Annotated in this window: 34 protein-coding genes; 9 read left to right on the top strand and 25 right to left on the bottom strand. The window is 52.6% G+C overall.

What is annotated here, in order from left to right; translation table 11 throughout:
* Nucleotides 1-2 precede the first annotated feature (2 nt).
* Genes IPM52_13170 through IPM52_13220 form a run of 11 tightly spaced genes read right to left on the bottom strand, consistent with a single transcriptional unit; the run spans nucleotide 3 to nucleotide 7,228 of the window.
* Nucleotides 3-1,088 (bottom strand): hypothetical protein, encoded by a 1,086-nt coding sequence (locus tag IPM52_13170; GenBank protein MBK9292556.1) that lies wholly within the window; start codon nucleotides 1,086-1,088, stop codon nucleotides 3-5.
* A gap of 30 nt (nucleotides 1,089-1,118) precedes the next feature.
* Nucleotides 1,119-1,361 (bottom strand): hypothetical protein, encoded by a 243-nt coding sequence (locus IPM52_13175; GenBank protein MBK9292557.1) that lies wholly within the window; start codon nucleotides 1,359-1,361, stop codon nucleotides 1,119-1,121.
* Between the two features lie 20 nt (nucleotides 1,362-1,381).
* Nucleotides 1,382-1,804, bottom strand: coding sequence for a hypothetical protein (locus IPM52_13180; protein MBK9292558.1), 423 nt, complete (start codon nucleotides 1,802-1,804; stop codon nucleotides 1,382-1,384).
* The gene (locus IPM52_13185) at nucleotides 1,791-2,231 is read right to left on the bottom strand and encodes a hypothetical protein (protein MBK9292559.1); all 441 of its coding nucleotides are present in this window, start codon (nucleotides 2,229-2,231) and stop codon (nucleotides 1,791-1,793) included. Before IPM52_13185 ends, IPM52_13180 begins: the two co-directional genes overlap by 14 nt.
* Nucleotides 2,231-2,536 carry a hypothetical protein gene (locus IPM52_13190; protein MBK9292560.1) on the bottom strand — a complete coding sequence of 102 codons (306 nt, stop codon included), beginning with the start codon at nucleotides 2,534-2,536 and terminating at the stop codon, nucleotides 2,231-2,233. The genes IPM52_13185 and IPM52_13190 overlap by 1 nt, the downstream gene beginning before the upstream one ends.
* Nucleotides 2,533-2,970 (bottom strand): lysozyme, encoded by a 438-nt coding sequence (locus IPM52_13195; protein MBK9292561.1) that lies wholly within the window; start codon nucleotides 2,968-2,970, stop codon nucleotides 2,533-2,535. Before IPM52_13195 ends, IPM52_13190 begins: the two co-directional genes overlap by 4 nt.
* Nucleotides 2,967-3,257: a hypothetical protein gene (locus tag IPM52_13200; protein ID MBK9292562.1), complete on the bottom strand. Its 291-nt coding sequence runs from the start codon at nucleotides 3,255-3,257 to the stop codon at nucleotides 2,967-2,969. Before IPM52_13200 ends, IPM52_13195 begins: the two co-directional genes overlap by 4 nt.
* The gene (locus IPM52_13205; GenBank protein ID MBK9292563.1) at nucleotides 3,254-3,751 is read right to left on the bottom strand and encodes a hypothetical protein; all 498 of its coding nucleotides are present in this window, start codon (nucleotides 3,749-3,751) and stop codon (nucleotides 3,254-3,256) included. The genes IPM52_13200 and IPM52_13205 overlap by 4 nt, the downstream gene beginning before the upstream one ends.
* On the bottom strand, nucleotides 3,748-4,680 hold the full coding sequence (locus IPM52_13210; protein MBK9292564.1) for a hypothetical protein: 933 nt from the start codon (nucleotides 4,678-4,680) through the stop codon (nucleotides 3,748-3,750). Before IPM52_13210 ends, IPM52_13205 begins: the two co-directional genes overlap by 4 nt.
* An 8-nt stretch (nucleotides 4,681-4,688) precedes the next feature.
* On the bottom strand, nucleotides 4,689-5,219 hold the full coding sequence (locus IPM52_13215; GenBank protein ID MBK9292565.1) for a hypothetical protein: 531 nt from the start codon (nucleotides 5,217-5,219) through the stop codon (nucleotides 4,689-4,691).
* Nucleotides 5,216-7,228, bottom strand: coding sequence for a hypothetical protein (locus IPM52_13220; GenBank protein ID MBK9292566.1), 2,013 nt, complete (start codon nucleotides 7,226-7,228; stop codon nucleotides 5,216-5,218). The genes IPM52_13215 and IPM52_13220 overlap by 4 nt, the downstream gene beginning before the upstream one ends.
* Between IPM52_13220 and IPM52_13225 the strand changes: the two genes are divergently transcribed.
* Complete coding sequence (locus IPM52_13225; GenBank protein MBK9292567.1) at nucleotides 7,227-7,466, top strand: hypothetical protein; 240 nt, start codon at nucleotides 7,227-7,229, stop codon at nucleotides 7,464-7,466. The two genes, IPM52_13220 and IPM52_13225, sit on opposite strands and share 2 nt — an antisense overlap.
* Here IPM52_13225 and IPM52_13230 read toward each other — a convergent pair whose 3' ends face one another.
* Genes IPM52_13230 through IPM52_13260 form a run of 7 tightly spaced genes read right to left on the bottom strand, consistent with a single transcriptional unit; the run spans nucleotide 7,467 to nucleotide 11,809 of the window.
* Entirely contained in the window at nucleotides 7,467-7,619 is a 153-nt protein-coding gene (locus tag IPM52_13230; GenBank protein MBK9292568.1) for a hypothetical protein, read from the bottom strand. It lies immediately after the preceding gene.
* Nucleotides 7,620-7,630: 11 nt separating this feature from the next.
* A complete protein-coding gene (locus tag IPM52_13235; protein MBK9292569.1) occupies nucleotides 7,631-7,945 on the bottom strand; it encodes a hypothetical protein in 315 nt (104 codons plus the stop codon).
* A 4-nt stretch (nucleotides 7,946-7,949) separates the two neighbouring features.
* Nucleotides 7,950-8,363, bottom strand: coding sequence for a hypothetical protein (locus IPM52_13240; protein MBK9292570.1), 414 nt, complete (start codon nucleotides 8,361-8,363; stop codon nucleotides 7,950-7,952).
* 3 nt (nucleotides 8,364-8,366) lie between these two features.
* The gene (locus IPM52_13245) at nucleotides 8,367-9,566 is read right to left on the bottom strand and encodes a hypothetical protein (GenBank protein ID MBK9292571.1); all 1,200 of its coding nucleotides are present in this window, start codon (nucleotides 9,564-9,566) and stop codon (nucleotides 8,367-8,369) included.
* Between the two features lie 2 nt (nucleotides 9,567-9,568).
* Nucleotides 9,569-9,799, bottom strand: coding sequence for a hypothetical protein (locus IPM52_13250; GenBank protein ID MBK9292572.1), 231 nt, complete (start codon nucleotides 9,797-9,799; stop codon nucleotides 9,569-9,571).
* Nucleotides 9,800-9,814: 15 nt separating this feature from the next.
* Nucleotides 9,815-10,855: a hypothetical protein gene (locus tag IPM52_13255; protein MBK9292573.1), complete on the bottom strand. Its 1,041-nt coding sequence runs from the start codon at nucleotides 10,853-10,855 to the stop codon at nucleotides 9,815-9,817.
* Between the two features lie 18 nt (nucleotides 10,856-10,873).
* The gene (locus IPM52_13260; protein MBK9292574.1) at nucleotides 10,874-11,809 is read right to left on the bottom strand and encodes an HK97 family phage prohead protease; all 936 of its coding nucleotides are present in this window, start codon (nucleotides 11,807-11,809) and stop codon (nucleotides 10,874-10,876) included.
* Between the two features lie 128 nt (nucleotides 11,810-11,937).
* Here IPM52_13260 and IPM52_13265 point away from each other — a divergent pair, with 128 nt between their 5' ends.
* The 8 genes from IPM52_13265 to IPM52_13300 all read left to right on the top strand — a co-directional run bounded on the left by IPM52_13265 (nucleotide 11,938) and on the right by IPM52_13300 (nucleotide 18,258).
* A complete protein-coding gene (locus tag IPM52_13265) occupies nucleotides 11,938-12,399 on the top strand; it encodes a terminase (GenBank protein ID MBK9292575.1) in 462 nt (153 codons plus the stop codon).
* Between the two features lies 1 nt (nucleotide 12,400).
* Nucleotides 12,401-13,912, top strand: a complete 1,512-nt coding sequence (locus tag IPM52_13270) for a hypothetical protein (protein MBK9292576.1) — start codon at nucleotides 12,401-12,403, stop codon at nucleotides 13,910-13,912.
* Nucleotides 13,906-14,145 (top strand): hypothetical protein, encoded by a 240-nt coding sequence (locus IPM52_13275; protein ID MBK9292577.1) that lies wholly within the window; start codon nucleotides 13,906-13,908, stop codon nucleotides 14,143-14,145. The genes IPM52_13270 and IPM52_13275 overlap by 7 nt, the downstream gene beginning before the upstream one ends.
* A 3-nt stretch (nucleotides 14,146-14,148) precedes the next feature.
* Complete coding sequence (locus IPM52_13280) at nucleotides 14,149-14,571, top strand: DUF1320 family protein (GenBank protein ID MBK9292578.1); 423 nt, start codon at nucleotides 14,149-14,151, stop codon at nucleotides 14,569-14,571.
* Nucleotides 14,572-14,588: 17 nt separating this feature from the next.
* Nucleotides 14,589-15,788 (top strand): DUF935 family protein, encoded by a 1,200-nt coding sequence (locus tag IPM52_13285; protein MBK9292579.1) that lies wholly within the window; start codon nucleotides 14,589-14,591, stop codon nucleotides 15,786-15,788.
* Nucleotides 15,789-16,141: 353 nt separating this feature from the next.
* The gene (locus IPM52_13290) at nucleotides 16,142-17,050 is read left to right on the top strand and encodes a minor capsid protein (GenBank protein ID MBK9292580.1); all 909 of its coding nucleotides are present in this window, start codon (nucleotides 16,142-16,144) and stop codon (nucleotides 17,048-17,050) included.
* Between the two features lie 149 nt (nucleotides 17,051-17,199).
* The gene (locus tag IPM52_13295; protein MBK9292581.1) at nucleotides 17,200-17,730 is read left to right on the top strand and encodes a phage virion morphogenesis protein; all 531 of its coding nucleotides are present in this window, start codon (nucleotides 17,200-17,202) and stop codon (nucleotides 17,728-17,730) included.
* Entirely contained in the window at nucleotides 17,731-18,258 is a 528-nt protein-coding gene (locus tag IPM52_13300; protein MBK9292582.1) for a hypothetical protein, read from the top strand.
* Between the two features lie 64 nt (nucleotides 18,259-18,322).
* Here the strand turns inward: IPM52_13300 and IPM52_13305 are convergent, their stop codons facing one another.
* From IPM52_13305 to IPM52_13335, 7 genes are all read right to left on the bottom strand, one after another.
* On the bottom strand, nucleotides 18,323-18,580 hold the full coding sequence (locus tag IPM52_13305; GenBank protein MBK9292583.1) for a hypothetical protein: 258 nt from the start codon (nucleotides 18,578-18,580) through the stop codon (nucleotides 18,323-18,325).
* A 165-nt stretch (nucleotides 18,581-18,745) separates the two neighbouring features.
* Nucleotides 18,746-19,126, bottom strand: coding sequence for a hypothetical protein (locus tag IPM52_13310; GenBank protein ID MBK9292584.1), 381 nt, complete (start codon nucleotides 19,124-19,126; stop codon nucleotides 18,746-18,748).
* Nucleotides 19,114-19,533 carry a hypothetical protein gene (locus IPM52_13315; protein ID MBK9292585.1) on the bottom strand — a complete coding sequence of 140 codons (420 nt, stop codon included), beginning with the start codon at nucleotides 19,531-19,533 and terminating at the stop codon, nucleotides 19,114-19,116. Before IPM52_13315 ends, IPM52_13310 begins: the two co-directional genes overlap by 13 nt.
* Nucleotides 19,530-19,946 (bottom strand): hypothetical protein, encoded by a 417-nt coding sequence (locus IPM52_13320; GenBank protein MBK9292586.1) that lies wholly within the window; start codon nucleotides 19,944-19,946, stop codon nucleotides 19,530-19,532. The genes IPM52_13315 and IPM52_13320 overlap by 4 nt, the downstream gene beginning before the upstream one ends.
* A 93-nt stretch (nucleotides 19,947-20,039) precedes the next feature.
* Nucleotides 20,040-20,426, bottom strand: a complete 387-nt coding sequence (locus tag IPM52_13325; protein ID MBK9292587.1) for a hypothetical protein — start codon at nucleotides 20,424-20,426, stop codon at nucleotides 20,040-20,042.
* The gene (locus IPM52_13330; GenBank protein MBK9292588.1) at nucleotides 20,423-20,662 is read right to left on the bottom strand and encodes a hypothetical protein; all 240 of its coding nucleotides are present in this window, start codon (nucleotides 20,660-20,662) and stop codon (nucleotides 20,423-20,425) included. Before IPM52_13330 ends, IPM52_13325 begins: the two co-directional genes overlap by 4 nt.
* Nucleotides 20,659-21,315, bottom strand: a complete 657-nt coding sequence (locus IPM52_13335) for a DUF3164 family protein (protein MBK9292589.1) — start codon at nucleotides 21,313-21,315, stop codon at nucleotides 20,659-20,661. The genes IPM52_13330 and IPM52_13335 overlap by 4 nt, the downstream gene beginning before the upstream one ends.
* Between the last annotated feature and the right edge of the window lie 6 nt (nucleotides 21,316-21,321).

Raw genomic sequence — 21,321 nt, forward strand, 5'->3', positions numbered from 1 at the left:
CATTACCAGCTTGCGAGTGCAGCACGCTTCCAGCGGGCAGTGCCGGCGGCTCCGCCCACGGTGCAGATGTAAAGATAACCTTCGGTGCTGTCGATATGCACATCGAATAAGGTGCCTGCTGCGGTTGCGCTGGCAGGCTTGGTTGGGGTGCGTCGCAGGGCCACGCTGCTTAGGGTGGTATCGTGGTCGGCCACGTTGGCAGCCAAAGCAGCGAGTGTTTGGTTGATGTTGGTGGCAGAGCCGTAGGTGTAGGGTGCATTGAGCACGGCCGTGTTGAAATCGCTGATTTTGCTGGCCGTAAGACTGGGTATGCGGGCAGCATTGAGCACGCCGGAGGTAATGTTGGCCGCGTCGGTGGTGTCAACATTAGGCACGTTGCCCAGGCCTATGTCGGCCTTGGTAAAGGCATAGAGGCGTTCTTTGGCAATAGTACCAGAGCCAGCGGCATTGATGTCGGCAATGAGGCTCGATTTGAGTGCTATTTCGCTGATAGCCACAGTAGCCTGTTTGATCACCTTTCCGCTGGTGCCGTTAAAGAGCGCCACGCGATTGTCAACGGAGCTCGAAGGGCCGGTTACTACGCCATCAATGTTGGTTTGCACAATCACCCAGTTTGTGCCCACGGTAGCGTGGTCGCCTGCTGCGCTGTTGTCCTGGCTGCAAATGAGCACATCGCCTACTTCTACTACAGGGCCCGAGGCGCCGCCTACGCGGCCTGCTGCCGTAATGCGGTAGGAGTCGCCCGCATTTCCTGCCGGATAGTTGGGGTTGGAGGCACAGTTGAGGCCTCCCTTGAACACCATAGCGTCGCTGGCGGCCAGGTGGTTCACGATTTTGTTATATACCGCCAGAGCATCGGGCAGTTTGCCTGCTGCGGGGGGTGTGTCGAGGTTGCTCACTATGGCCGAACCGCTTACAGTGCCGCTGAGCACACCGTCTATTAGGGTTTTACTCCACGAAAGGGCGCCGTTGATGGGGTCTTGGGTGAGAAACATTCCCTGGGCTGTAGGCTTGGGGACAATTTGCTCGGCAAACTCAATGCCACTGGTGGCATTGTTGCGTAAAAAGATGAGGTCGTATTGTGCCATGGTTTAAAAGGGTTTTAAATAGTTTTTGATTTATTTCCAAATTTCATATTTGAGGGTAACGCTGTCTTGCCTGTTGGTAATCATGAAGGTGATAATCTGGCTCAGGCGTTGCACATCGAGGCGCAGGCCAATGCTCACCCCGTAGCGTTGTTCAACATCAGCCACCGCATTCTCAGCCTGTTGAACCTGTTGTTTTTCGGCCTCCATCAAGGCTTGCCTGAGGGCTTCGGTGTCGGGCGCAGCAGGGTTTGTGTTTTTCTTTTGTTTTGTCATATATTTTCTTTGTTGGTGTTTCAGAAGTTAATGAGAGGGGTGCGTTTCCAGCGTCCGTTGGTGTGGTGATACACATGGTCGTCGCCCAGGTAGTAGTTAGCCTGTGGTGGCTGTGGGGGGTCGTTGGCCGTGAGGGGCTCGTGCTCGTTTTCGACCAGGCTGGCAGGCAACTGGGGCAGACGTTGTGCAAGGGCATGGGTGATGAGTTGTGCGGTTGAATAGGAAGGTGGCGGCGTTGTGTGGTGCAAGGCCGGGGCAGGCTTCGATGGTTCATCAGGCAGGGTAAGCGATGTGGCTGGTGCGATATCGTCTGTAATGCCCGACAGGATAGAGCGGTTGAGGCTGAGTATGGCAAACATGGCATCGAGGCTGCCACAATGTTCGATGGCCACATCTGCAAGGCTTTGCCCCTGGCCTACAAGTATGGTCTTAAAGGCGCACATAGCCGATAATTTTAAGTGCAACAATCAGTATAAAGGCTATGCCCAACCACATCAGTGTTTTTTGCCAAATGAAAAGGCGGTTTACCTCCACGGTGCGCACCACCTCTATGGGCACTTGCCGTTCGACAATGCTATCGCGCACGGCAATGTGCTGCACCGGGGGAGTGTAGCTGCTGCGGTAGGTGAGCTGGCTGCCTGCGAGTTGGAGTGCAGTGCTGACGTTGTATCCCTTGAGTTCGTCGAGGGCTGTAATCAGCACACGTTTGGTGCTGTCGCATTCAAGTTGCAGCCTCAGCAGGGCGCTGTCGTCGGGCAGGTGCACGGGAACCAGCCTTGGCCGAAGCTCAATGCGGCTCATTACCGGCACCTGGTTGGCCGGCTGGGGCGCTTTGCATCCGGCAGTCATTGCCAGGATAATCGTGGCCATTAAGACTGATTTTGTTGTTTTAGCAGGCATTTGAGTTCGTTCATCTTTTTGATGAGGGTTGCATTTTCGTCTTTTAGTTTTTGAATCTGACCTTGAAGGTCGTTGACCAGCAATAGTAGTTCTGCATTTTGCCGTTTCACAACTATGAGCTCATCGAGGGTTTTGGTATAGTTTTCGGTGAGCAGGCCGATGCTTTTTTGCAAATCGGCAATAAAGTCGTTGTTGCGTTGGCGGCGGCTGGCCAGCCAGGTGAACAGGCTTCCCAAAATACCCGAGCTTATGGCGGTTATGAGCAACTCTCTCATGCTTGATTGGTGTTGAAAAACAAATTGGCTTCGTCGGCACGTCGTTTGGCCAGGCCCGGCAATGGCTTACCGTTGGCATAAATCCAGCGGGCAAACTCGGCCCTAATGTCGGCCTCCGGGGCTGCTGTTCTGATTTTGCGCAGCAGAGTGCTGTTGAGAAATGCTTTTGCTCCCACATTGAACACAAAGCTCACCAGTGCATCGAACTGGTGCTGCTTCAAGCCGGGGAGTGCAGTGTTTACTATCGCTTCGGCTGCTGCCAGATCGCTTTGGAGCAACATGTGGGCCTGTGCCTCGGTGATACGCATACCGGCCTGTGCTGTTCGTGTGTGGCCGTATCCTATTGTCCATCGTCCGGCAGGGCATTGGTAGGCTTCAAGGCGCAGGCCCTCGTGCGTTTTGATCAAATTCAAACCGGTGGAGCTTGTTTTCATGGCGTCGAACGTTCTGCTTTAAGAAGGATGTTTCCGTTGTTGATGAACAAAGTGAACATGCGGAGGCCTATGCGACGTAGTTGAAGGCCGATTTCGCGTCGCAGTGGTTCGGTTTGTTCGTCAAGCAGATGTTCGGGTAGTCCCACGCCCAGGCCCGGATGTTGCCTGAAGTGCCCTTTTGAGGCCTGCAGCAGGCATGCCACCTCCTGATTGAGGCATTCGGCCACAACGAAGTCGCCATCGGCTATGGCTGGCGAAAAGTCGTTTAGCAGCACAATGTCGTTCATGGCAGCAGGGTTTTGATGTTTTGTTCCAATTCGATGAGTTTGGTTACCACATCGGGTGTGGGCGGGCCACTCGGAGCATTGGGGGCGAGCACGTTCACCTTGAATTGGCGCAGCAGTTGCATCAGCTCGGCCAGGATTTTGCCCAGGCTGACGCCTTGAGCGTTCAGTTGAAGAGTGCCACTTTGTGCGTCGATGGTAAATTGCAGTTTGTCTTGTTTTAGTTCGATGAGCTGAACCTCGTCCACCTTAATCAAACACAACCGGCGGCGCAGGCCGTTGCTCAGGTCGGCCACCAGCACCCGGCTGTTCAGGGCAGGTTTTATCAACAGATTGCCGGGTACGTTGCTGCTAAAAAGCTGCACATCGCTGTATAGCATGTCGCCGCTCTCTACCGTGCAGGTGTTTTCGTCGAGCATCACCACTTTAGCAACAAAAAGATTGTCGGTTGCGGGGCCGGCAATGGCACGGATAATATCTTTCACGTTCTGGCTCATAATTTTCGACCGAGAATTATGGTACGAGAGGCGCCCTCTTTGCTCATTCGGGTAATGACTTCGGTGGCATAATAGGTGCCCGATTTGTGCTGATAGTCATTGTCGTATAGGCTGACGGCAAAACCGGCATCGCAAAAGGGGAGCAGCCAAGCTGTGAAGCTACCGCTGTAGCCGGTGTACGATTTCACTTTGAGTTGTTCGTCGGCCAGCTTTTGCAGGCTGGGCATGTGGCTGACGCCTTCAATTTTTATTTGCACCACATCACCCCCGCTTTGCCCGGCAGTGGCGCGCAGCACTTTGCCATCGTGGCTTTTGCCTTCAACCACCACCTGAACTTTACGATCGTCGGCGTTTCTAAACTCCAGCTCGCTTTTTTCTATGTTATGCTGAAAGGAGTAAACGGCTTCACCAAAAAGCTCGCTGTAAGGCGGGTGCACGTGCAGGGTTTTCCCTTTAATGTAGATGTTGGCCCGAGTTTCTTCCTGCAATTGTTTAAGCATTTGCCAGGCAGTTTGGTTGCGTACCACATAGCGGTCGTAACGAAAATCGTAGTCGTTGGCCAGTTGGAAGCCACCGGGCAGCAGGTAGTTGAGCAGTTGGTCGAGGCTGGGATTGATAAACTCGCGGTTTTGCAAAGGATAACGAAAGATGTAGAGTGCATCTTCGCAGTGCAGGCTCAGGCTGCCGTCGTTTGTGGCAATGCGCTCAAGATAGCCCTCAAACTCGGTACGTATGTAATTATCGTAGCCCAGCTGAATTTTCACGGCATCGCCCGGTTTGATTTGTTGCTCTATATTCAGGGTTTTGTTGAAAAAAGTGGCTGGAAGCACAATGATTGCCGTGTCAGAAAGTTGCTCGACTGAACGCACAATTTCCACGCTTTCGAGCATGGCCAGGCGGTAGTTGCCTATGGTGATATTCCACTGCATTATATACATCAATGGGCAATTAAAAGATCGTAAACATCGTCGCTGTAGGCTTTTATACTAAAAGCCTGGTTTGCTTGGCCTTTTGTGTGTGGCAGGTCGTATTGTTCGATCACAATGTCGTAGATGCCAAGTTCGTTGAGCAGTCGGCACTGCACCTGTATTGGGGCAGCCAGGTTGCAGTAGCGCATGAGCAGGCCTAAGTTTTCGGCCAGCGATTGTTCGCTGCCAACGAGCAGGCCACTGATGGTTATTTCGGCATCATCCTGTGTCCAGCGCTCTTTGATGGTGCCGCGTATGTTGCCTTTGGCCACATGGCGGCGCACCACGACATTGCGCTGGCTCACCGAAACAAAAGGATCGATGGGGAAGCTGAAGCTGTCGAGGCCGTCGGCTGTAAACACAACAGGATATTGTTTGGTAGGCATCAGCCCTTCGGCCAGCTCAATGCTGCCATCGGGCTGGCGCACAATCACCACCTTTTCAGCAAAACTAAGGGGCGGCAGGTTGTAGCCAAATGCTATGCTTGCTTGTGTTTTCATGCGGTTGCGTAGGCCATGTTGAGCACCCTGATGAGCGCCTGTTCCACCTGTTGCTGCATATCGGCCGATTTGTCGCGCCATTGCCCTTCGAAGTGGATGTGCTCAACCAGATTGCGCAGGTTGATGTTGATTTGGGTGTTGCGTGTGCCACCTGAGGTAATGTTTTCGGTGGCAGCGGCCACAGGGCTTGGGTTGATTTGGTCATTTGCGGCGAGCCCGGTAGTACCGCTGATGACCGGAGCATCAATCCCCAGCTTTTTTTTAAGGCTGCCTGCCACGTCTCCAAGTGTGGTGTTGTTCCAATTTAGCTGTAACACTTTGATGGCATTGCGCTGAGCTTGCAATTGATCCATCTTGCCTTTTGCGGCGGCAATTTCGGCAGCCCTTTCGAGTTGTTTGTTCTCTATCGTGGCCAAACCAGCTCTGGCGGCATCCTTATCCCAGAGCGCTTGCAACTTGTACCATGCCCGTTGGATGAGCTCAATACCCGTCAGAAAGGTGTCCTGTATCTCGAGCCAGGCGATCTGATGGGTGGTTTTGAATATTTGCCATGATACAACCAGATAATTCATCAGGTTTTTCCATGTTTGGCTCCATCCGTCCAGCTTTACGATGAGGAAGCCAATAAGGGCCACTAATGCCACAATTGAGGCAATTATCCATGTAACAGGATTGGCAAAAATGGCCGCATTGAGCCGCCACCAGCTTGCTGTTTGCAGGTTGTTCCAGAGCATGATAGCCGATGACCAGGCTATTGATGCCATCTGTGCACCCTTCATCAATAGCAGTGCAGTTGCCACACCGGTTATTGCCGAGGCCAGGCCAATAAACAAGGGGCTGCCGGCCTTAATTTTATCAACAAATACTCCGAACGCATCGGCTATCGTTCTTAAAATTGCCCAAAACCCGCTGAAAGCACCCGTGATGGTGCGGGCCAGCAGACCGATGATTTGTTGAATTATATCCTGGTTCTGTTCAAAAAAGCCGATTACCTTGTCGAAAAATTGCCCTATGGATGCAATGACCGGGGCAAACGAGGCCTCGGCCAACACTACAAGTTTGCCCATCCTTTCCTGCAGGTCGCCCAGATTGTTAGCCTGCTGCTTCAACTTGCCCTCGGGGGTGTTGGCCAGCTGCTGGTTAACGCCGCCAACTGCACGGTTGACAACATCGAACAGCACAGCCACCCGCTCGGCTTCGGTTCCGGTTTTGAGGATTTTCTGCTGTGCTTCGTCAAATTTGTAGCCATAGCGCGAGAGTGCCTCAACCTGCCCGTTCATCACTTTGCCTAACATGCTTCCGATTTGTATGGCCTGCTCCTGGGTGGCATTCAGGCCATATTGCTGTGCCAGCATGTCGTTCATGGCAGGCAGAAGTTGCCGGAGGCTTTCGCTTTTTGTCAGGTAGGTTGCCAACTCCTGGGCGCCGGCAAGCTGGGTTTCGTCGCCGATCACCCCCAGCCTTTGCTGTGCCGATGCCAGGTCGAGGATTGACCTCACCTCATCGGCACGGGCGTTCATGGCATTGCGCATTACCTGCTGTAGTTTTGCAACTTCTACACTTTCCTCCATATAGGCTTGTTTACTTCCGCCTAAGGCCTGCGTTAGCCTGTAAACTGCAGCACTGCCAAGCACCAAGGGGTTGGTAACCATTTCAAGGCCCGGAACGGCAGATTTCAGTTGGTCGAACCACGATTTAAATTTACCGCCATTGAGGTTTTCGAGTTTGCTGATCTCCTTTTCCAGGGCCTTTATCTCGATATTGGCTTGCCTGATGGCCGAGCGGTTGCTTGCGGGTATCCACTCGCGTTGTGCCCGCAAAGCTGCAATTCGTTCGTTCATCGCGCCTATCGTTCTGCCCATCTTGTTCATGGTATCGCTTGCCGCATTGACCTGCTGTTGCACTTTTGCCCAGGTATTAAGCTGCTTGTCGTTGTTGATGCCAATTTTTAGTAACTTTGTTTCGAGGTTACCTTTGAGGTTCAGCGTATATTCCAAAATATTCGACATGAGCACCCTGATTAGCGTTTACCTTTTAGTTGCAATTTCCGTTCTGATGGTCAAACTTGGCATTGCGGTTATCAAGCGTATTCCGTTTTTGGTTTCTTACGTTCTGCTGGCCCCGTTGGCTCCTTTGTATGTGGCATGGGTCAACAGAAAACAGCGTCCTGCTATATCCCGGCTGCTTTTTGCACTTTGGCTGGCCTTTGTTTTGCTTTTTGCGGCAGCAGTGGCAATCGGCCGTTAGCTACCGCTTAGCTTCAGCCTCCTGCCGCCTTATCCATTCCAGCTCCTTGAACCTCATGGCCCATTGTTCGTCGCTTAGGCTGTCGGGGTCGGGTATGTGCATGTAGTAGCTGAGCTGGGCATTGATCATACGCACAAAGTCCGTCGCCTTCACCCCAACAGCCTCTATAAGTTTACCAGTTCAGCCTCTTTAACCTGGATAAGGTCGGCGAGCACCTGCCCGGCCGACAAAAAGAGCGAATCGTCGGTTTTGATGGCCTCGCTGCCCCCGAGCCAGCAGTTGTTGAGGATGATTTCGTTAAACTTGATAGGGTCTTTTGCGCCAACGGTGCTGGCATAACTCAGGGTGCGCCGATCGGGCTTTTTCAGATACCCGATGTGGCCGTCAATGATCAGGGCTTTTACCTCGCCGTGCTGCTTTTTCCATTGCTCAATCTGTGCCGGCTCTACTTGGCCTACTAAGTTTTTCTCTTTGCTCATGGCTTCAGCTTTTTTGGTTTTCGATGCGTAGGGCAATAAAAGGCAAGGTGATTTCCATAAACTTATCGCCTTGTTTCATTTCCTTGCCGTCTTCGGTAAACTCTAAGCCGCGTATTTTATCAACCACCAGCACATCGCCCTTACTGGGGTTGCCATAGGCCACCACTGCATCAAGGCGCAAGTTGAGCACACTACCTCCGCCGGCAGCGCGCAAAGTTTCGAGCTCGCTTTGTAGCAGGCTCACTTCGCCTTCGTAGCTGAGATTACCCCGCTGAATGTGCAGTGGCTCGTTGCCTTTGCCGTAAACCAGTTCCTTTTCCATTTTGCTGGCATACTTGATGCCCCGCAGACCGGTAATCACCCTTCCGCCAAGGGCCAGGGTAATGTCGGCATATTCGTACTGACGTGAATCGAACATGATTTAAATGTTATTGGTTTTAAATCCAAGCTCAACATTGATGTAACGGGCATAGCCGTAGGGTTTCACGCGCAGCTGCACCTTGAGCTGGCCGGTTTGCACAATGTTCTGATTGGTGTCGATGTAGCATTGCACACCGGTGTCGTTAGGGTTCGAAGGGTCGTTGCCCAGCTCGCCGTTAGTGGTCATTGTATTGATGATGGCATTCTCGACAGTTGTTTCTACGCTTTTGGCAAAGGCCACGCTCACCTTGCCATCTGCATTGAGGGGTATTTCGTCGAGCAGTTGCGGCAGCAGGCTGTCGTAGGCCAGGCGGTATGCCTTGTCGATGGTTCGACGGGCCGTGAGGTGATTGTAATCGTCGGTGGGCAGTGTGGCCAGCGGATCGTCGGTAAAATAGTACCCGCTTCTGCCGGTATGTGTGCGCAAGGTGATGTATCCTTTGTCGTGCAGCATGGTGGCATCGGCCTCTTCGGCAGGGGTGCTGCCTATCCAGGCCTGGCTCAGGCTGATTACGGGGCCGTCCTTCACGCGGGCCAGATTGCGGTGTACCGGAATGCGTGCCAGGCGTCCGGCCAACAAACCAATGGCGCAGCCTTTCCCGCTGGCCGTGTCGCCAATCATCACTCCTGTGCGGTTGAGTTCGAGGGTGGTGAGGTCGGTAAGGTCGATGGGGTTGCCACTGTAGTCGAGCCCGCTGACGATCACAAAAATTGGGGCTTTGAGTTGGGTGGTTGCCCACATGGCCGTTTGTTGTGCTGCCACCAGGGCTGTGCTCACATCCTGATTGAGCCCGCCGCTGAGGCTGATGGTTTGGGCAAGGCGTGTGCTGAAGTGCACAAAGAGGCCGCGCAGCCGCCCTTGTGCTTGCTGAAGCATTTGTTTTACCCCGTTGTCTGTTTCCAGGCTGATCATTTGCGTCATGCTCACTGTTTCGGCAAAACATTTGAGCCAAAGTTCAGCTCCTTCACCTGCCTGACTGTAAAATTCGGTGAGCACCTTCAGCAGTCCGGGATTGTTTTCGGAGGTGATGCCCAGACGGCTTTTGGCTTCGGCCAACGAGTGCAACACATAGGTTTCGAGCAGCTCGAGCTTACCGCTCACCGGAGCTGCCGAGCTGAGCAGGCCAAAAACCCCATCGGGCTGTGCCTGCACCTGACCCAGTGCACCGTTAGCAAAATCAATTCTTACGCGTGGTAGCATACTTACTTTCTTTCGATGGTTACAATGGTATCGTCGCTAAGGTTTCGGGCATGGGCCCTGGCATGCTGATGTTCGGCAAATGCCAGCCCATCCGAGGTAAAATGCAGGCTTTGCAGATCAGGCATGCGGGCAAACAGGCGTTGTGCCCTCTCCATCCTCAGGTCGGAAGCGCCTGCAGCCGCAGGGGCTGCAGGTTCCGACGTCATGGCGCTTTTCTTTTTGTTACTTTTCATTTTTAGCGCTTATCTTTAAACGGCCGCGGAAACAATGGCTCCGATGGCCTCGTTCTTCAGAGGCAAGGCAATGAAGTAGTGCCTGAAGTTGATCAGGTTTTCCTGTGTGGTCGGGTTCGAGGCTGCATCTGACAAATAGGCTTTGGTGCTGCCTGTGGCACGCATCATGCGAGGGGCATAAAAGACCACCGAGGCCATAAAGTTGCCTGTTGCAGGAACAGCACCATAAGGCAGTTTGCTTTTGTCTTGGGCAAAATAGGGGGCATCAGCAAACTCATATACCTCAAAGCCATACATATTGGCAATGCGGCCACTGGCGTAATTGTAATATTGGTCAGCAAACTTCTGATCGGTTTGCAGCAAGTCGGCCACATGGTCGGGACATAGTACCATGATGCGGCCCTGCGTAGGCACTTTGAGCTTGTCGAAGGCCTGCTTCATGGCAATAAGGTCGGCACGAGTGAGGGTTTTGCGTAAGCCATCGGTGGAGGCAGCTCCGGTGGTCAGCAGCACAGGGGTAACAGCACTGTGGCCGGCAGGGGCAATGGCGTGCAAAGCACGGCTGTATTTGGCCTGATCAATGCTCTCGCGATGCCTTTCGATCACGCTGGCCATCTTGTCATAGGTTATGGCGTGCAGTTCGTCGTCGGTAATGCGTGTGGCTTTGGTCTGGTATTTGTCGAGCGAGATGGCCTTGTCAGCATCTTCAAGGCTTTGCACTTCGATCGGGTATGTGGTGTTGTTGATAAGCACGCCCGGATCGCCGCCCAGGTTAACAAAGTGGATCACATCGTTCTCGGCATACTGGTCGTAGGCCTTGATGCGCTGCAGCCAGCCAATGTTTTCCATGCTGTTGCGGAAAGCTTTCACCATTTCGCCCGTCCATACCTCGGCAAAAATGCCGGCCATAAAGGCCTGCGACGGCATAGGCACCAAAAAGCCGGCCAGGCCAAGCGACAGTGCTACGGCCAAAGGTGGCAGGCCATGCAATTCGGCAAGGGTGAACCCCACTGCCATGTTGAACATCAATGTAAGAATGAAGATGAGTTTTTTCATAAGGATGCTTTTTTTGGATTACAACTCGGGTTTAAAACCATACTCAGCCTCAAACAAGGCTTTGTAAGCGGCTGGATCGTTGGTGCGAAGCTCGATGCGCTCATTTTGAGGCAGCTCGCTCAGCTTGGCATATCCGCCGGCTTTGGCCTGCGCTCCTTTGATTACATCGGTGGGCTTTTGAGCAGGTTTCAGCAAGGCAAGGGTTTTAGCTAAGCTTTCGTATCCGGCGCTCTTGCCAAGGTTAACAAAATGTTCGCGCTGGTCGGTGGTAATCTGGCGGTTTTGGATAGCCTGATCCACCAGTTGCTCAAGCTGGGCATATTGCAGTTGCTGCAATTGTGCCTCTAATTGGTCGGCCTTGGCGGCACGCTGCTGCAGGGCTTCTATGGCCTGGCTGAGCTCGTCGGCACTGGCCGAAGCTGCCAAACCTAATTTCAGGGCAATTTGATTCATATTTAAAAAGGGTTTTAAAGGTCTCAAAACAATGTCGGTTTCGGCGGATGCAAGGTTAAGCCGTTTGCCCTCGTGGTAAAGGGCAAGGGCATCATCGTTGCTGCCTATGTCCACTACGCTCACCTCGCGCAACTTGCTGCGGGTAATGGTGGGCCGTGTTTGGCCCTGCACCAGATGATGCGGATCGTCGCTTTGCTCTACAATGTCGATGCCCATGCTCACCATGCGCAATACGCCTGCATCCCACTTTTCCTTGATGCGCTGTGCAAATGTGTCGTTTTGGTCAAACACCAGGCGGCCCGTGAGCACCTCGTCGTGCACCTCGAGCTCCTGCACCGTACCAATTGGCAGTACCTCGTCAGTAGTACCTTTCCAGGGGCGGCTGTGCATCCACAACAACACCGGATTGCGACGATATTGCTCCAGATCGATGCCCGAGGTGAGCACACGTGTGCCGTAGCTGTTGAGTGCCGGGGTGTTGATTACCACCTTGTAGCTCATAACATCATCAATTTTGCGGCAAAGAAAATAGAAGGCTTGTTGGCCGTAAATTATTGATGTTCTAATGGTAGTACTATTTTAAACAAGCTATGGCAGGCTGCAATTTTGCAGCCATAAACCACGCGCCGATGGCCCGAAACGAACGCGAAAGCAAGAAAGAATATGCCCGCATCCTCTACATGCAGGGCGAGATGCAAAAAACCATAGCCGAAAAAACCGGCCTTACGCCTGTAACCATCAATAAATGGGTTAAAAACGGCGGATGGGAGGCCCTCAGGGCGGCCAGCAACATCACCCGTCCCGAGCTGGTTAACAAGTTGTTGCGCACTATAAACAACCTGCTCGACGAGGTGAACAACACCAAAGACCCCACCATGATGGTATCGCTGGGCGACCGCCTGAGCAAATTTGCCAGCACCATCGAAAAACTCGATCGCAAAGCCAGCGTGGTGGATGCCATTGAGGTGTTTATGGCCTTTAACCGCTGGATACAACACCGCCGCACCATCGATCCCGAACTGTCGCCCGAGCTGGTTCGCGCCATAAATAAATACCAGGACATTTACGTGAGCGAGCAATTGAGCAAGTGATATGGCCCTCAACGAAAAAAAAGCCCTCGAAGCATGGAAGGCCCATTGCCGCACCGTGCAGGAGCAAACGACCATAGAGCCCGACGAACCCCAAAGCGCAAAACTACAACGCATCAACCGGGCACTGGCCGATTACGCCTTTTTCACCGATTACTATTTCCCCCATTTTGCCAAGGTTAAAACAGCTGTTTTTCAGGTGGCTGCCGCCAACAAAATACTGCACACCCCCAACCTCAGGGGCGTGTTCATCTGGCCCAGAGCCCACGCCAAAAGCACCCACATGGACATCATGATCCCCCTGTGGCTCAAAGCCCAAAGACAACGCGGAATAAATGTAATGGTGCTGGTGGGCAAAAGCCAGGACAATGCCAACACACTGCTGAGCGACCTTCAGGCCGAACTGCAATACAACCGGCGCTACATCAACGATTTCGGGCCGCAATACAATGCCGGCAGCTGGCAGGAAGGACAGTTTGTAACCTCCGATGGTTGCGCCTTCTTTGCACGCGGACGCGGCCAGTCGCCCCGCGGGCTGCGCTACCGCGAACAACGCCCCGACTACATTGTGATCGACGACCTCGACGACGACGACCTCGTCGAAAACCCTGCCCGTGTCGAAAAACTTACCCTATGGGTAAAAGAAGCTTTGTTTGGTGCCCTCGACGGCGGCCGCGGACGCTTTGTGATGGTGGGAAACCTGCTGAGCAAAAACAGCGTGCTGGCCAATATAGCCGCCACTGAGGGCACATTTGTCAGCCAGATAAATATCTACGACAAAAAAGGCCACATCAGCTGGAAAGAAAAATGGAGCCCGGACGAAGTGAAACACCTCGAACAATTTATGGGCTACCGCAGCTTCCAGAAAGAATATATGAACAACCCCATCAAACATGGGGCCGTGTTTCGCAGCCACTGGATACGCTGGACAAAGCCCATGCCATATAATAAATATGATATGCTGGTGGCCTACTGCGACCCCAGCTTCCGCTCGGGCACCAAAAACGACTACAAAGCCATCAAAGTATGGGGCAAAACAGGCACCCAGCTGCACCATCTGGAGGCCTTTGTGCGCCAATGCTCCATCACCGAGATGGTACGCTGGCTCTACGACCTGCACGAAAACCTGCCGGAAGGCACCATCTGCTACTATGTGATGGAGGCCAATTTTATGCAGGACATGATACTCGACGAGTTTGCCACCGAAGGCAACCAACGCGGCTATCAACTGCCCATACGACCCGACCACCGCCGCAAACCCGACAAGTTTCAGCGCATCGAGGCCATTAGCCCATTGTGGGAACGCGGCTTCGTACACTACAACATCAATCGCCAAACCGATCGCGACATGCTCACCGGTATCGATCAACTCCTGAGTTTTGAAAAAGGCAGCCCCGCCCACGATGACGGCCCCGATGCCGACGAAGGCGCCATCTGGCTGTTGCAACGCCACCTTCGCACCAACTCTTTCAGCCCAAAACTGCAAAAACGCCTCAGCTCGCGTAACATATGGTAACACTTATCAACAAAATCCTCTTTACCTGGCGCCTCAAACGCGCCATCAGCCTTGCCAATATCATGACCCAGCTCACCCATCGCCGCTATTTGGTGCTCCTTCATCAAGGCAAACCCCGGGTTTTTGAGCAGCAGCAGCTCAAACAAGCCATACGCAACAAACGCTTCATCCCAGAATTTAGCCTTGATACCGCACGTAAAATTGCCCTGCACATAACCACCCCAAAATCTTGAGCGATGCCTTTTTTAACCAACAACGATTATAAAGCCGTCAGCGATGCGGCCACCCTCGAAGTGCTCCATCAGAGCGACCAAGCCAACCTGCAACGTGCCGAAACCTATGCCCTGGAAGAAATCTGCAGCTACCTGCGCGCCAAATACGACATGACAGCCGCCTTCAGCGCCACTGGAGCAGAGCGCAACCCGCAACTGGTGATGATAGCTGCCGACATTGCACTTTATCACCTTGTGGCATGGCTACCCAAACGCATGGGATTCGAAATGCGCGAAATACGCTACAAACGTGCCATCGAATGGCTCGAAGCAGTACAGGCCGGCAGAGCAACCCCTAACTTGCCTCCACTCATCCAGCCCACCACTGCCAATCCGCAAAACGGCATCCGATACGGCTCGTGGAAACCTGCCACACATCAGTACTAAAAACCAAGCTCAAAGCCATGAAAACAAAGGAGATGCTCCTGGCAATGCAAAATGCCAACGAACGCCAACGCATCAAAAGCATGCTCATCGAACTGGCCGTGCGCACCCAGCACCTCACTAAAAAAGACATAGGCACCTGGCGGCAGGCATGGCAACTGGCTATCAATACCGAAAACCCCCGCCGCTCACACCTCTACGACGTTTATACCGACGTGGACGTGGACATGCACTTGACAGGTGCCATAGCCCAACGCAAAAACATGGTGCTCAAAAAGGCTTTCAGGCTGGTGGATGCCTCGGGCAAAGAAGTGCGCCAGGCTACAGAACTGCTCGAAACCGAATGGTTTAAAGATTTTATGAGCCATGCCCTCGACAGCCGCTTCTGGGGGCACTCGCTCATACAGTTTGGCGACATCATCACCCTTGGGGGTAAACGCATGTTCGAGCAGGTGAGCCTGGTGCCAAGGCGCCACGTGGTGCCCGAACATGGCATCATCCTGCGCAATGCCGACGACGAACACAGCAAAGGCATCAGCTACCGAAACAGCAACCTGGCCAATTGGTGCATCGAAGCAGGCAAACCTCATGACCTGGGCCTGTTGCTCAAATGTGCACCCCATGCCCTAAGCAAAAAAAACATGATGGCCTTCTGGGACGGCTTTGGCGAACTCTTTGGCATGCCCATACGCATAGGCAAGACCATCAGCCGCGACCCCAACGAAATAAGCAAAATAGAGCAAATGCTGGGCGATATGGGCGCCGCCGCCTGGGGTCTCTTTCCCGAAGGCACCGAAATACAAATCGTCGAAAGCTCGCGCGGCGATGCCTTCAACGTGTACGACCAACGCATCGAACGCTGTAACAGCGAAATGAGCAAAGGTATCCTCAACCAAACCATGACCATCGACGAAGGTGCCTCGCTCAGCCAAAGCCAGGTACACCTGCAAATCTTCCAAAATGTCATCGAAGCCGATGCCGATATGCTGCGCGATTTGGTCAACAACCGCCTGCTGCCCTTTATGCTCATGCACGGTTTTCAGGTGCAGGGCCTGCGCTTCGAATGGGACGACAGCATCGACTACAGCCCCGACCAGCAAAAAAACATCGAACAAATGCTGCTCGACGCCGGCTATGAAATAGACCCGGCATACTTTACTGAAAAATACAACATCCCCGTCAGTGCCCGCAAAACCGACCCTGCGGCTTTTTTTTTCTGAACCCCCAATGCTACTACCGGGGGCTGCATTCAGCCATTGATGAACTGTATCACAACCACCATCATCATATCCAATTAGCCGACAAAAAAGGCTCTTCTATCAACAAGAAAATTTTTGATGCAGCAATCGAATGGCTGCATAACAATAAGGGTTTCGAGCCTGAAAACCTCGCCGACGAACCACCAGCAGCCCTCGTAAACGAAATTTACCGCGTTTTTAAACGGGCGGTCAAAACAGGGCTTCAGAATGGCATCAGGCACGATGTTCCGCAAGCGCTTTCTGCAGCACTCGACCGAAACATCTTCGTTTTCTCCGGCCTCAAAACCTATCACCAACTCAGGCAGGCCTCACAAATGCTCAAAGACGAAAAAGGCAACATCAAACCCTTCAGCCGCTTCAGACAGGAAATAACAAGCCTTTATCAAACCTATAACGTTCGTTACCTCGAGGCCGAATACAACTTTGCCGCTGCCTCAGCACAAATGGCAGCCAAATGGAGCGACTTCGAACAGGACGGCGACCAGTACAACCTGCAGTTTCGCACCTCCAACGATGAAAAGGTCAGGGCATCGCACGCTGCACTGCACAACACCACACTCCCGCCCTCCGATCCCTTCTGGGACAACTACATACCGCCCCTCGACTGGAACTGCCGCTGCACCGTGGTGCAGGTGCTCAAAAACAAATATCCACTGACCAACAGCGCCCAGGCCATCAGAAACGGCGAAGCAGCCACCACACGTATTGATAAAAACGGCGTCAATCGGGCCGCCATGTTTCGCTTCAATCCCGGCAAGCAAAAGGTCATCTTCCCCCAAAACCATCCATATTTCAAGGTGCAGCAAAGGGTGAAAGATGTGATAGATTCACTGTTAACATCCTATTCGGAAAAAGCAAAAGCCGCCAAGGGACTTGTAAGCTGGTATAAGCAAAACTTGCCTACCACAAAGATTGGAAAGTTCGATGCAAGAAGATTTGAAGTAAAAGCCGCTATGTTGGATCAGCCGGTCGTTGTGAATGCAAATTTTTACAACGAACTCATTTATAAGTACAGAAACGACAAACGCTACATATTAAAACTGGAAATAGCAAAAAAGGCACATGAATTAATTGGGGTAGCCGATTTCGTGTCTCAGGAAGACGCCAGACACGGAAACAACAGATTCAATGTTTACACCACGTCGCACAACGGCCTACTCGTAATTATGAAGGTGAAAATTACCAAAGATGGCAACTTCCTACATCACTTAGTAATAAAGTAAATCCCCTCCGTCGCCTTCCCCGTGCTTGCGCTGAGGATAACTTGAGGGGCTTTACTTTTCTTGTGATACAAAGATAGATAAACTGCCAAACAAAAGTCAAGAAAAAATTGAATAAATTTTCGTAAAAATCAAAAATAATGTATAATCCGGTGAAGCAAATACTAAAAGACCTTTCTGTTGGATTATTAGACGAGTTCGACCGCAACTTTGAGCGAAAGGCTTTTTTCGATCAGCCTTGGCCGGCCCGCAGGCTCAACACCCGAGGCAGCCTGCTTGTAGTGCGTGGTGGCGGTGGGCTGCGCGGTTCGTTGCGGGCACAAATCAACCAAAACAGCATCACATTCAGCAGTCATCAACGCCATGCAGCATTGCACAACGAGGGCGGAAGCATTGTTGTAACCGAGCGAATGAAACGCTTTTTTTGGGCCATGCACTACAGGTTTGCCTCGCGCATGCGCTACCGCAAAGACGGCAAGCCGGGCAAAAAAAGCCTGAGCCTGGGCGAGCAGGCCCAATATTACCAAAATCTTGCCCTGATGCGCACCGGCAGCAGCATCAACATGCCCCGGCGCCGCTTCATTGGCCCGCATCCGCAGGTTGACAACATTGTGCGGCAAGTGGCCGACCAGCATATGCAAGGCATTCAAACCATGCTTAAACAGCTTTTAAAACCCAGATAAATGAGACAGCAACTCTTTCTTGCGCTGGTGCAACGCCTGCAACTGTTGTGCCGGCATCCCAACGGCAGCTTCTACATGCACAGCCAGGCCGGCCATGAACATCAGGTGTTCAGACATTTCGATCTTTGGAGCCCCATGCTCGAGTGGCTCGACGAAGAACCGCCCTTTGCCCTGCCTGCACTGTTCATTGAGTTTGCCCCCATCCAATGGCGGCAACAAAGTCAGGGCATTCGAGATGCCACCATCACCTTGCGCCTGCACATTGTGGCACGCCGCAGGCAACCTTCGCGCAATCCGGCACAGGGACAATCGATGCCTACGGATTATCTTGCACTGCCCGATGGCCTGCAGTTGTGCCTGCACGGCTTCAAAACAGGTTCCTTCGCTACATTTACCAACACCCTGAGTGAAACCGATCACCAGTTAGACGAGCTGGCACACCTTGTAGAAACCTACACCACCCTGGCCACCGACAGCATTGCCCATTGGCCTAACATCACCCAATCAGCCCAGCTTGTTATCGAATGAACAATAAAAAAGCCGCCCGGGCGGGCGGCAAGGCAGGGCTGGTGTTGTGTAAAAAAGCGGGGAACTAAAATAAACGCAATTGCCCTGCATTATTGGCTTTGTCGGTTAGGTCGGCCTCGTTGCGCGTTAGCCTCATATAGCGCCAAAAAGTGGTCAGGCTCATGGGATATATCTTCACCACTATGTTTCGATACACCCATTTTCGGTTTCTGTCCTGACGGCCGGGCTCGTAATGCTCGTCAACCATCTGACGGATCAGCCTGGCCTTACGCATGGTGTTGGCCGCACGTGTCTGGGCCATTTTCTCGTGTCTCACTCTCATTGATTGCTAATTTTGCTCGTTCAATCAATATACTGCACCAGCTTGCCGTGGCGTGCATACGGGCAATGTGGTGGCTCAGATTGCCGCTGCTCACACGCCCGAGTTCGGCAAGCAGATCGCATAAATATTCCGTTGCCTCGTCCAGGTGTTTTTTGGCTTCGGCGCTCATGTTTGCCGGTCTATCTGGTTAATCACGCGCCTGGCTGTGTTGAGCTCAAAACTGGCTGCAGGCAAAAACATCATCTCGTCCAATGCCTGCATCAGACAATGAGCCTGCATCAGGTCGAGCTTTATCTTCTGCTTCCGGCTCACCTTGAGCAAGCCAGGCCTGAGCTTTTTTTCCACTATGCGCAGGCATTGCTGCAAATGGGCTTTGCCGGCCAAATCGTCGGCATGCTCAATACCGCTGAATACCCACATGGCAAGCATGTTCTTGAGGGTTTCCGTCTCGTCGCGGCTAAGCTCGAGCTCAATTTTACTACCTAAAAGCACCATAAGGCTTTCGGCTTTCCATTTAGCTGCATGGGTTTCGGTTAGTTGTTCCATAGTTCTGCATTTAGATAGGTTTCGGCATATTTTTTGGGTGTTCCGGGATAGACACTTTGCTCGTAGCGAGTAATGTATCGGTAGGCTTTTATTTGGTCGGCCCGGCTTAGGCGGTTCCAAATTTTCAAGGCCTTTTTTTTGCTGCTACGCAGCTTTTCGTTGTAGCGGTTCCAAAACATTTCGAAGCTGATTTCCTGCTCAATGGGTGTAAACCTGGCAGTGGGAGAGTTTTCGAGAAATGTTTTAATCTGTGCCAGCTCGCGAGGAAGTCGGCGCAGCAAAAACACCTGTTGTCCCTCGGTGAGGTTGGCCCCCGAGGCGTCGTAGCGCACCAGCAGGCCATTGTCGTCGAAATCAAATATTACTTCGCCTTCAAAGGCGCTCGAGGTGAGGCTGTAGGTAATCATAACAGGGTGCTTTTTACGAATCGTTCAAATTGGGTGAGCAGTTTGGGCAATTCGGCTGATTTGTAGTGCCTGAGCGGCTTATGAAGATATCCGTATTTAAGCATCCAGCCATCCAGCCGGGCATTGTCAACCACAAGGCGGGCTGCCTGATGGTCGGGCACCGTCCAGCCAAGGCTGTAGCAAAGGCTGTAGATGCGCCGTTTCATGCGCTTTGCGGCTTCGTAGGGTTGCTGGTCGGCAAAGCCCTGTTGCAGGCTATTGATGAGGCCTGCTATTTCCTGCTGGCTCATCTGGCTGCTCCTTTGGGTGCGTCCTCCGGTGTGGGTTAGCACCAGTTCAGCCTTCATGTCCATGAGGCCGCGTTTGGCCAGCAGAGCGTGCAGTATGCGTTTTTGTTTTGCGTTTGCATTCATAACGTCTTATTTCAAAGTGTTTTGCAATAAGCCAGCCTACAATCAGCAGTTCGAAGGCCAACACCATAAAACCCAGGGTGTAAAGCATATTGATCATAGGCTGGTTTGGTCAAATCGTTTGCGTTGCAGAATCTGTTGTGCATCAATCTCCATCTGCTGGCAAAGGGCCTCGAAATCGCGCCTCACAGCGGGCATCACCTCTAATTCGTTGAGCAGCCGCACCGAGTTGTGATAAACTGATACATGGTTGAGCTTTGCACGCCTGCCCAACAGGGGCAGCGAATAACCATAGTATCGTCCGATGAGAAATATGGCACGGCGCACCTTAACCAGGTCGAACCTGCGCGTGCGTGTGTAAACTACATTTGTAGGCACGCGGTAGTAGCTGCAAACTTGGTGCTCAATAACCTCCAGGGTAGGCCTGTTGAGCAGCTTGATGCCGGGTGCGGCATAAGGGCTGATGTGTTGTATTGCATTCATGGGGCAAGCAATTTGCTGATGATTAGGCCTGTTAGCGCTCCTGCGGTGGCCCCTCCGGCATAAGCCATGCGTCCGGCCTGTGTGCTCACACTGATGTGCCGCACATTGAGCGTCCAAACATAGCTGATGCCGAAAGAGCAAACAGCCACCCCTGCCCATGCACCGCGGGCCGTAAACCATGTGTTGGCCGAAACAAGGGCCACCTGAAGCCAGGCTGTGGCAAACAATCGTATCATAATGCACTCATGCTTAGCGGAAGCCATACATCGCGTCCGAGTTCATCTTTGCTTTTGGCTTTAATGAAAGTGCTTGTTTTGGCAGGACGGTAGGCATCGCGTATGATGCGCACCCCTTCGAGCAGCAGCGGGTCGTTGATTTCGTCGGCTTTTTTGCTCAGCTCAAGCACACGGCTGGCTTTTAGCTGGCCGTCTTTGCTGGGCTTAAGCAAATCGCGTATCATGTCCACCAGCACGGCGCTTTCGTCGTCTTTGGCCAGAGTGCCCAGCCATTGGTTTACCAATTCCACACCGGCGCTCACGGTTTCGTCCCAACGGTCAATCACATTGTGGCCAATGATGATGCTCAGCTGGCCGTCGTCGGTGGTAAAGGTGTGGCTTTGCTGGTTTTGCCAGCGGTCGTCGCCTACCTGGTAGAGGTCTTTTTTGAGTTTAAGCAAGGTTTCGAAACTTTCAAAAGCTTCGTTTTTTGTCTTTAACAGTTGCTCGCTGGTTTTTTCGAGCTTTTTGAACACATGCCTCACAGTACGGTCGCGCAAGGCCTCGTAAGCTTGTTTTTCCTTTTTGCGGCGCTCTTCCTCGGCGCGCAGCTCGCGTTCGAGCTCGGCCATCAGGCGCTTTTTTTCGTCCAGGCTAAGGTTTGTTGTGTCCATCGTACA

The organism is Bacteroidota bacterium (genome assembly GCA_016715945.1).
GTDB lineage: Bacteria > Bacteroidota > Bacteroidia > Bacteroidales > F082 > JALNZU01.

What these genes read in the sequence shown, in the direction of transcription:
- IPM52_13170 (MBK9292556.1), bottom strand. Translation starts at nt 1,088, where the DNA reads ATGGCACAATACGACCTCATCTTTTTACGCAACAATGCCACCAGTGGC.
- IPM52_13175 (MBK9292557.1), bottom strand. Translation starts at nt 1,361, where the DNA reads ATGACAAAACAAAAGAAAAACACAAACCCTGCTGCGCCCGACACCGAA.
- IPM52_13180 (MBK9292558.1), bottom strand. Translation starts at nt 1,804, where the DNA reads ATGTGCGCCTTTAAGACCATACTTGTAGGCCAGGGGCAAAGCCTTGCA.
- IPM52_13185 (MBK9292559.1), bottom strand. Translation starts at nt 2,231, where the DNA reads ATGGCCACGATTATCCTGGCAATGACTGCCGGATGCAAAGCGCCCCAG.
- IPM52_13190 (MBK9292560.1), bottom strand. Translation starts at nt 2,536, where the DNA reads ATGAGAGAGTTGCTCATAACCGCCATAAGCTCGGGTATTTTGGGAAGC.
- IPM52_13195 (MBK9292561.1), bottom strand. Translation starts at nt 2,970, where the DNA reads ATGAAAACAAGCTCCACCGGTTTGAATTTGATCAAAACGCACGAGGGC.
- IPM52_13200 (MBK9292562.1), bottom strand. Translation starts at nt 3,257, where the DNA reads ATGAACGACATTGTGCTGCTAAACGACTTTTCGCCAGCCATAGCCGAT.
- IPM52_13205 (MBK9292563.1), bottom strand. Translation starts at nt 3,751, where the DNA reads ATGAGCCAGAACGTGAAAGATATTATCCGTGCCATTGCCGGCCCCGCA.
- IPM52_13210 (MBK9292564.1), bottom strand. Translation starts at nt 4,680, where the DNA reads ATGCAGTGGAATATCACCATAGGCAACTACCGCCTGGCCATGCTCGAA.
- IPM52_13215 (MBK9292565.1), bottom strand. Translation starts at nt 5,219, where the DNA reads ATGAAAACACAAGCAAGCATAGCATTTGGCTACAACCTGCCGCCCCTT.
- IPM52_13225 (MBK9292567.1), top strand. Translation starts at nt 7,227, where the DNA reads ATGAGCACCCTGATTAGCGTTTACCTTTTAGTTGCAATTTCCGTTCTG.
- IPM52_13220 (MBK9292566.1), bottom strand. Translation starts at nt 7,228, where the DNA reads ATGTCGAATATTTTGGAATATACGCTGAACCTCAAAGGTAACCTCGAA.
- IPM52_13235 (MBK9292569.1), bottom strand. Translation starts at nt 7,945, where the DNA reads ATGAGCAAAGAGAAAAACTTAGTAGGCCAAGTAGAGCCGGCACAGATT.
- IPM52_13240 (MBK9292570.1), bottom strand. Translation starts at nt 8,363, where the DNA reads ATGTTCGATTCACGTCAGTACGAATATGCCGACATTACCCTGGCCCTT.
- IPM52_13245 (MBK9292571.1), bottom strand. Translation starts at nt 9,566, where the DNA reads ATGCTACCACGCGTAAGAATTGATTTTGCTAACGGTGCACTGGGTCAG.
- IPM52_13250 (MBK9292572.1), bottom strand. Translation starts at nt 9,799, where the DNA reads ATGAAAAGTAACAAAAAGAAAAGCGCCATGACGTCGGAACCTGCAGCC.
- IPM52_13255 (MBK9292573.1), bottom strand. Translation starts at nt 10,855, where the DNA reads ATGAAAAAACTCATCTTCATTCTTACATTGATGTTCAACATGGCAGTG.
- IPM52_13260 (MBK9292574.1), bottom strand. Translation starts at nt 11,809, where the DNA reads ATGAGCTACAAGGTGGTAATCAACACCCCGGCACTCAACAGCTACGGC.
- IPM52_13265 (MBK9292575.1), top strand. Translation starts at nt 11,938, where the DNA reads ATGGCCCGAAACGAACGCGAAAGCAAGAAAGAATATGCCCGCATCCTC.
- IPM52_13270 (MBK9292576.1), top strand. Translation starts at nt 12,401, where the DNA reads ATGGCCCTCAACGAAAAAAAAGCCCTCGAAGCATGGAAGGCCCATTGC.
- IPM52_13275 (MBK9292577.1), top strand. Translation starts at nt 13,906, where the DNA reads ATGGTAACACTTATCAACAAAATCCTCTTTACCTGGCGCCTCAAACGC.
- IPM52_13280 (MBK9292578.1), top strand. Translation starts at nt 14,149, where the DNA reads ATGCCTTTTTTAACCAACAACGATTATAAAGCCGTCAGCGATGCGGCC.
- IPM52_13285 (MBK9292579.1), top strand. Translation starts at nt 14,589, where the DNA reads ATGAAAACAAAGGAGATGCTCCTGGCAATGCAAAATGCCAACGAACGC.
- IPM52_13290 (MBK9292580.1), top strand. Translation starts at nt 16,142, where the DNA reads ATGCTCAAAGACGAAAAAGGCAACATCAAACCCTTCAGCCGCTTCAGA.
- IPM52_13300 (MBK9292582.1), top strand. Translation starts at nt 17,731, where the DNA reads ATGAGACAGCAACTCTTTCTTGCGCTGGTGCAACGCCTGCAACTGTTG.
- IPM52_13305 (MBK9292583.1), bottom strand. Translation starts at nt 18,580, where the DNA reads ATGAGAGTGAGACACGAGAAAATGGCCCAGACACGTGCGGCCAACACC.
- IPM52_13310 (MBK9292584.1), bottom strand. Translation starts at nt 19,126, where the DNA reads ATGGAACAACTAACCGAAACCCATGCAGCTAAATGGAAAGCCGAAAGC.
- IPM52_13315 (MBK9292585.1), bottom strand. Translation starts at nt 19,533, where the DNA reads ATGATTACCTACAGCCTCACCTCGAGCGCCTTTGAAGGCGAAGTAATA.
- IPM52_13320 (MBK9292586.1), bottom strand. Translation starts at nt 19,946, where the DNA reads ATGAATGCAAACGCAAAACAAAAACGCATACTGCACGCTCTGCTGGCC.
- IPM52_13325 (MBK9292587.1), bottom strand. Translation starts at nt 20,426, where the DNA reads ATGAATGCAATACAACACATCAGCCCTTATGCCGCACCCGGCATCAAG.
- IPM52_13330 (MBK9292588.1), bottom strand. Translation starts at nt 20,662, where the DNA reads ATGATACGATTGTTTGCCACAGCCTGGCTTCAGGTGGCCCTTGTTTCG.
- IPM52_13335 (MBK9292589.1), bottom strand. Translation starts at nt 21,315, where the DNA reads ATGGACACAACAAACCTTAGCCTGGACGAAAAAAAGCGCCTGATGGCC.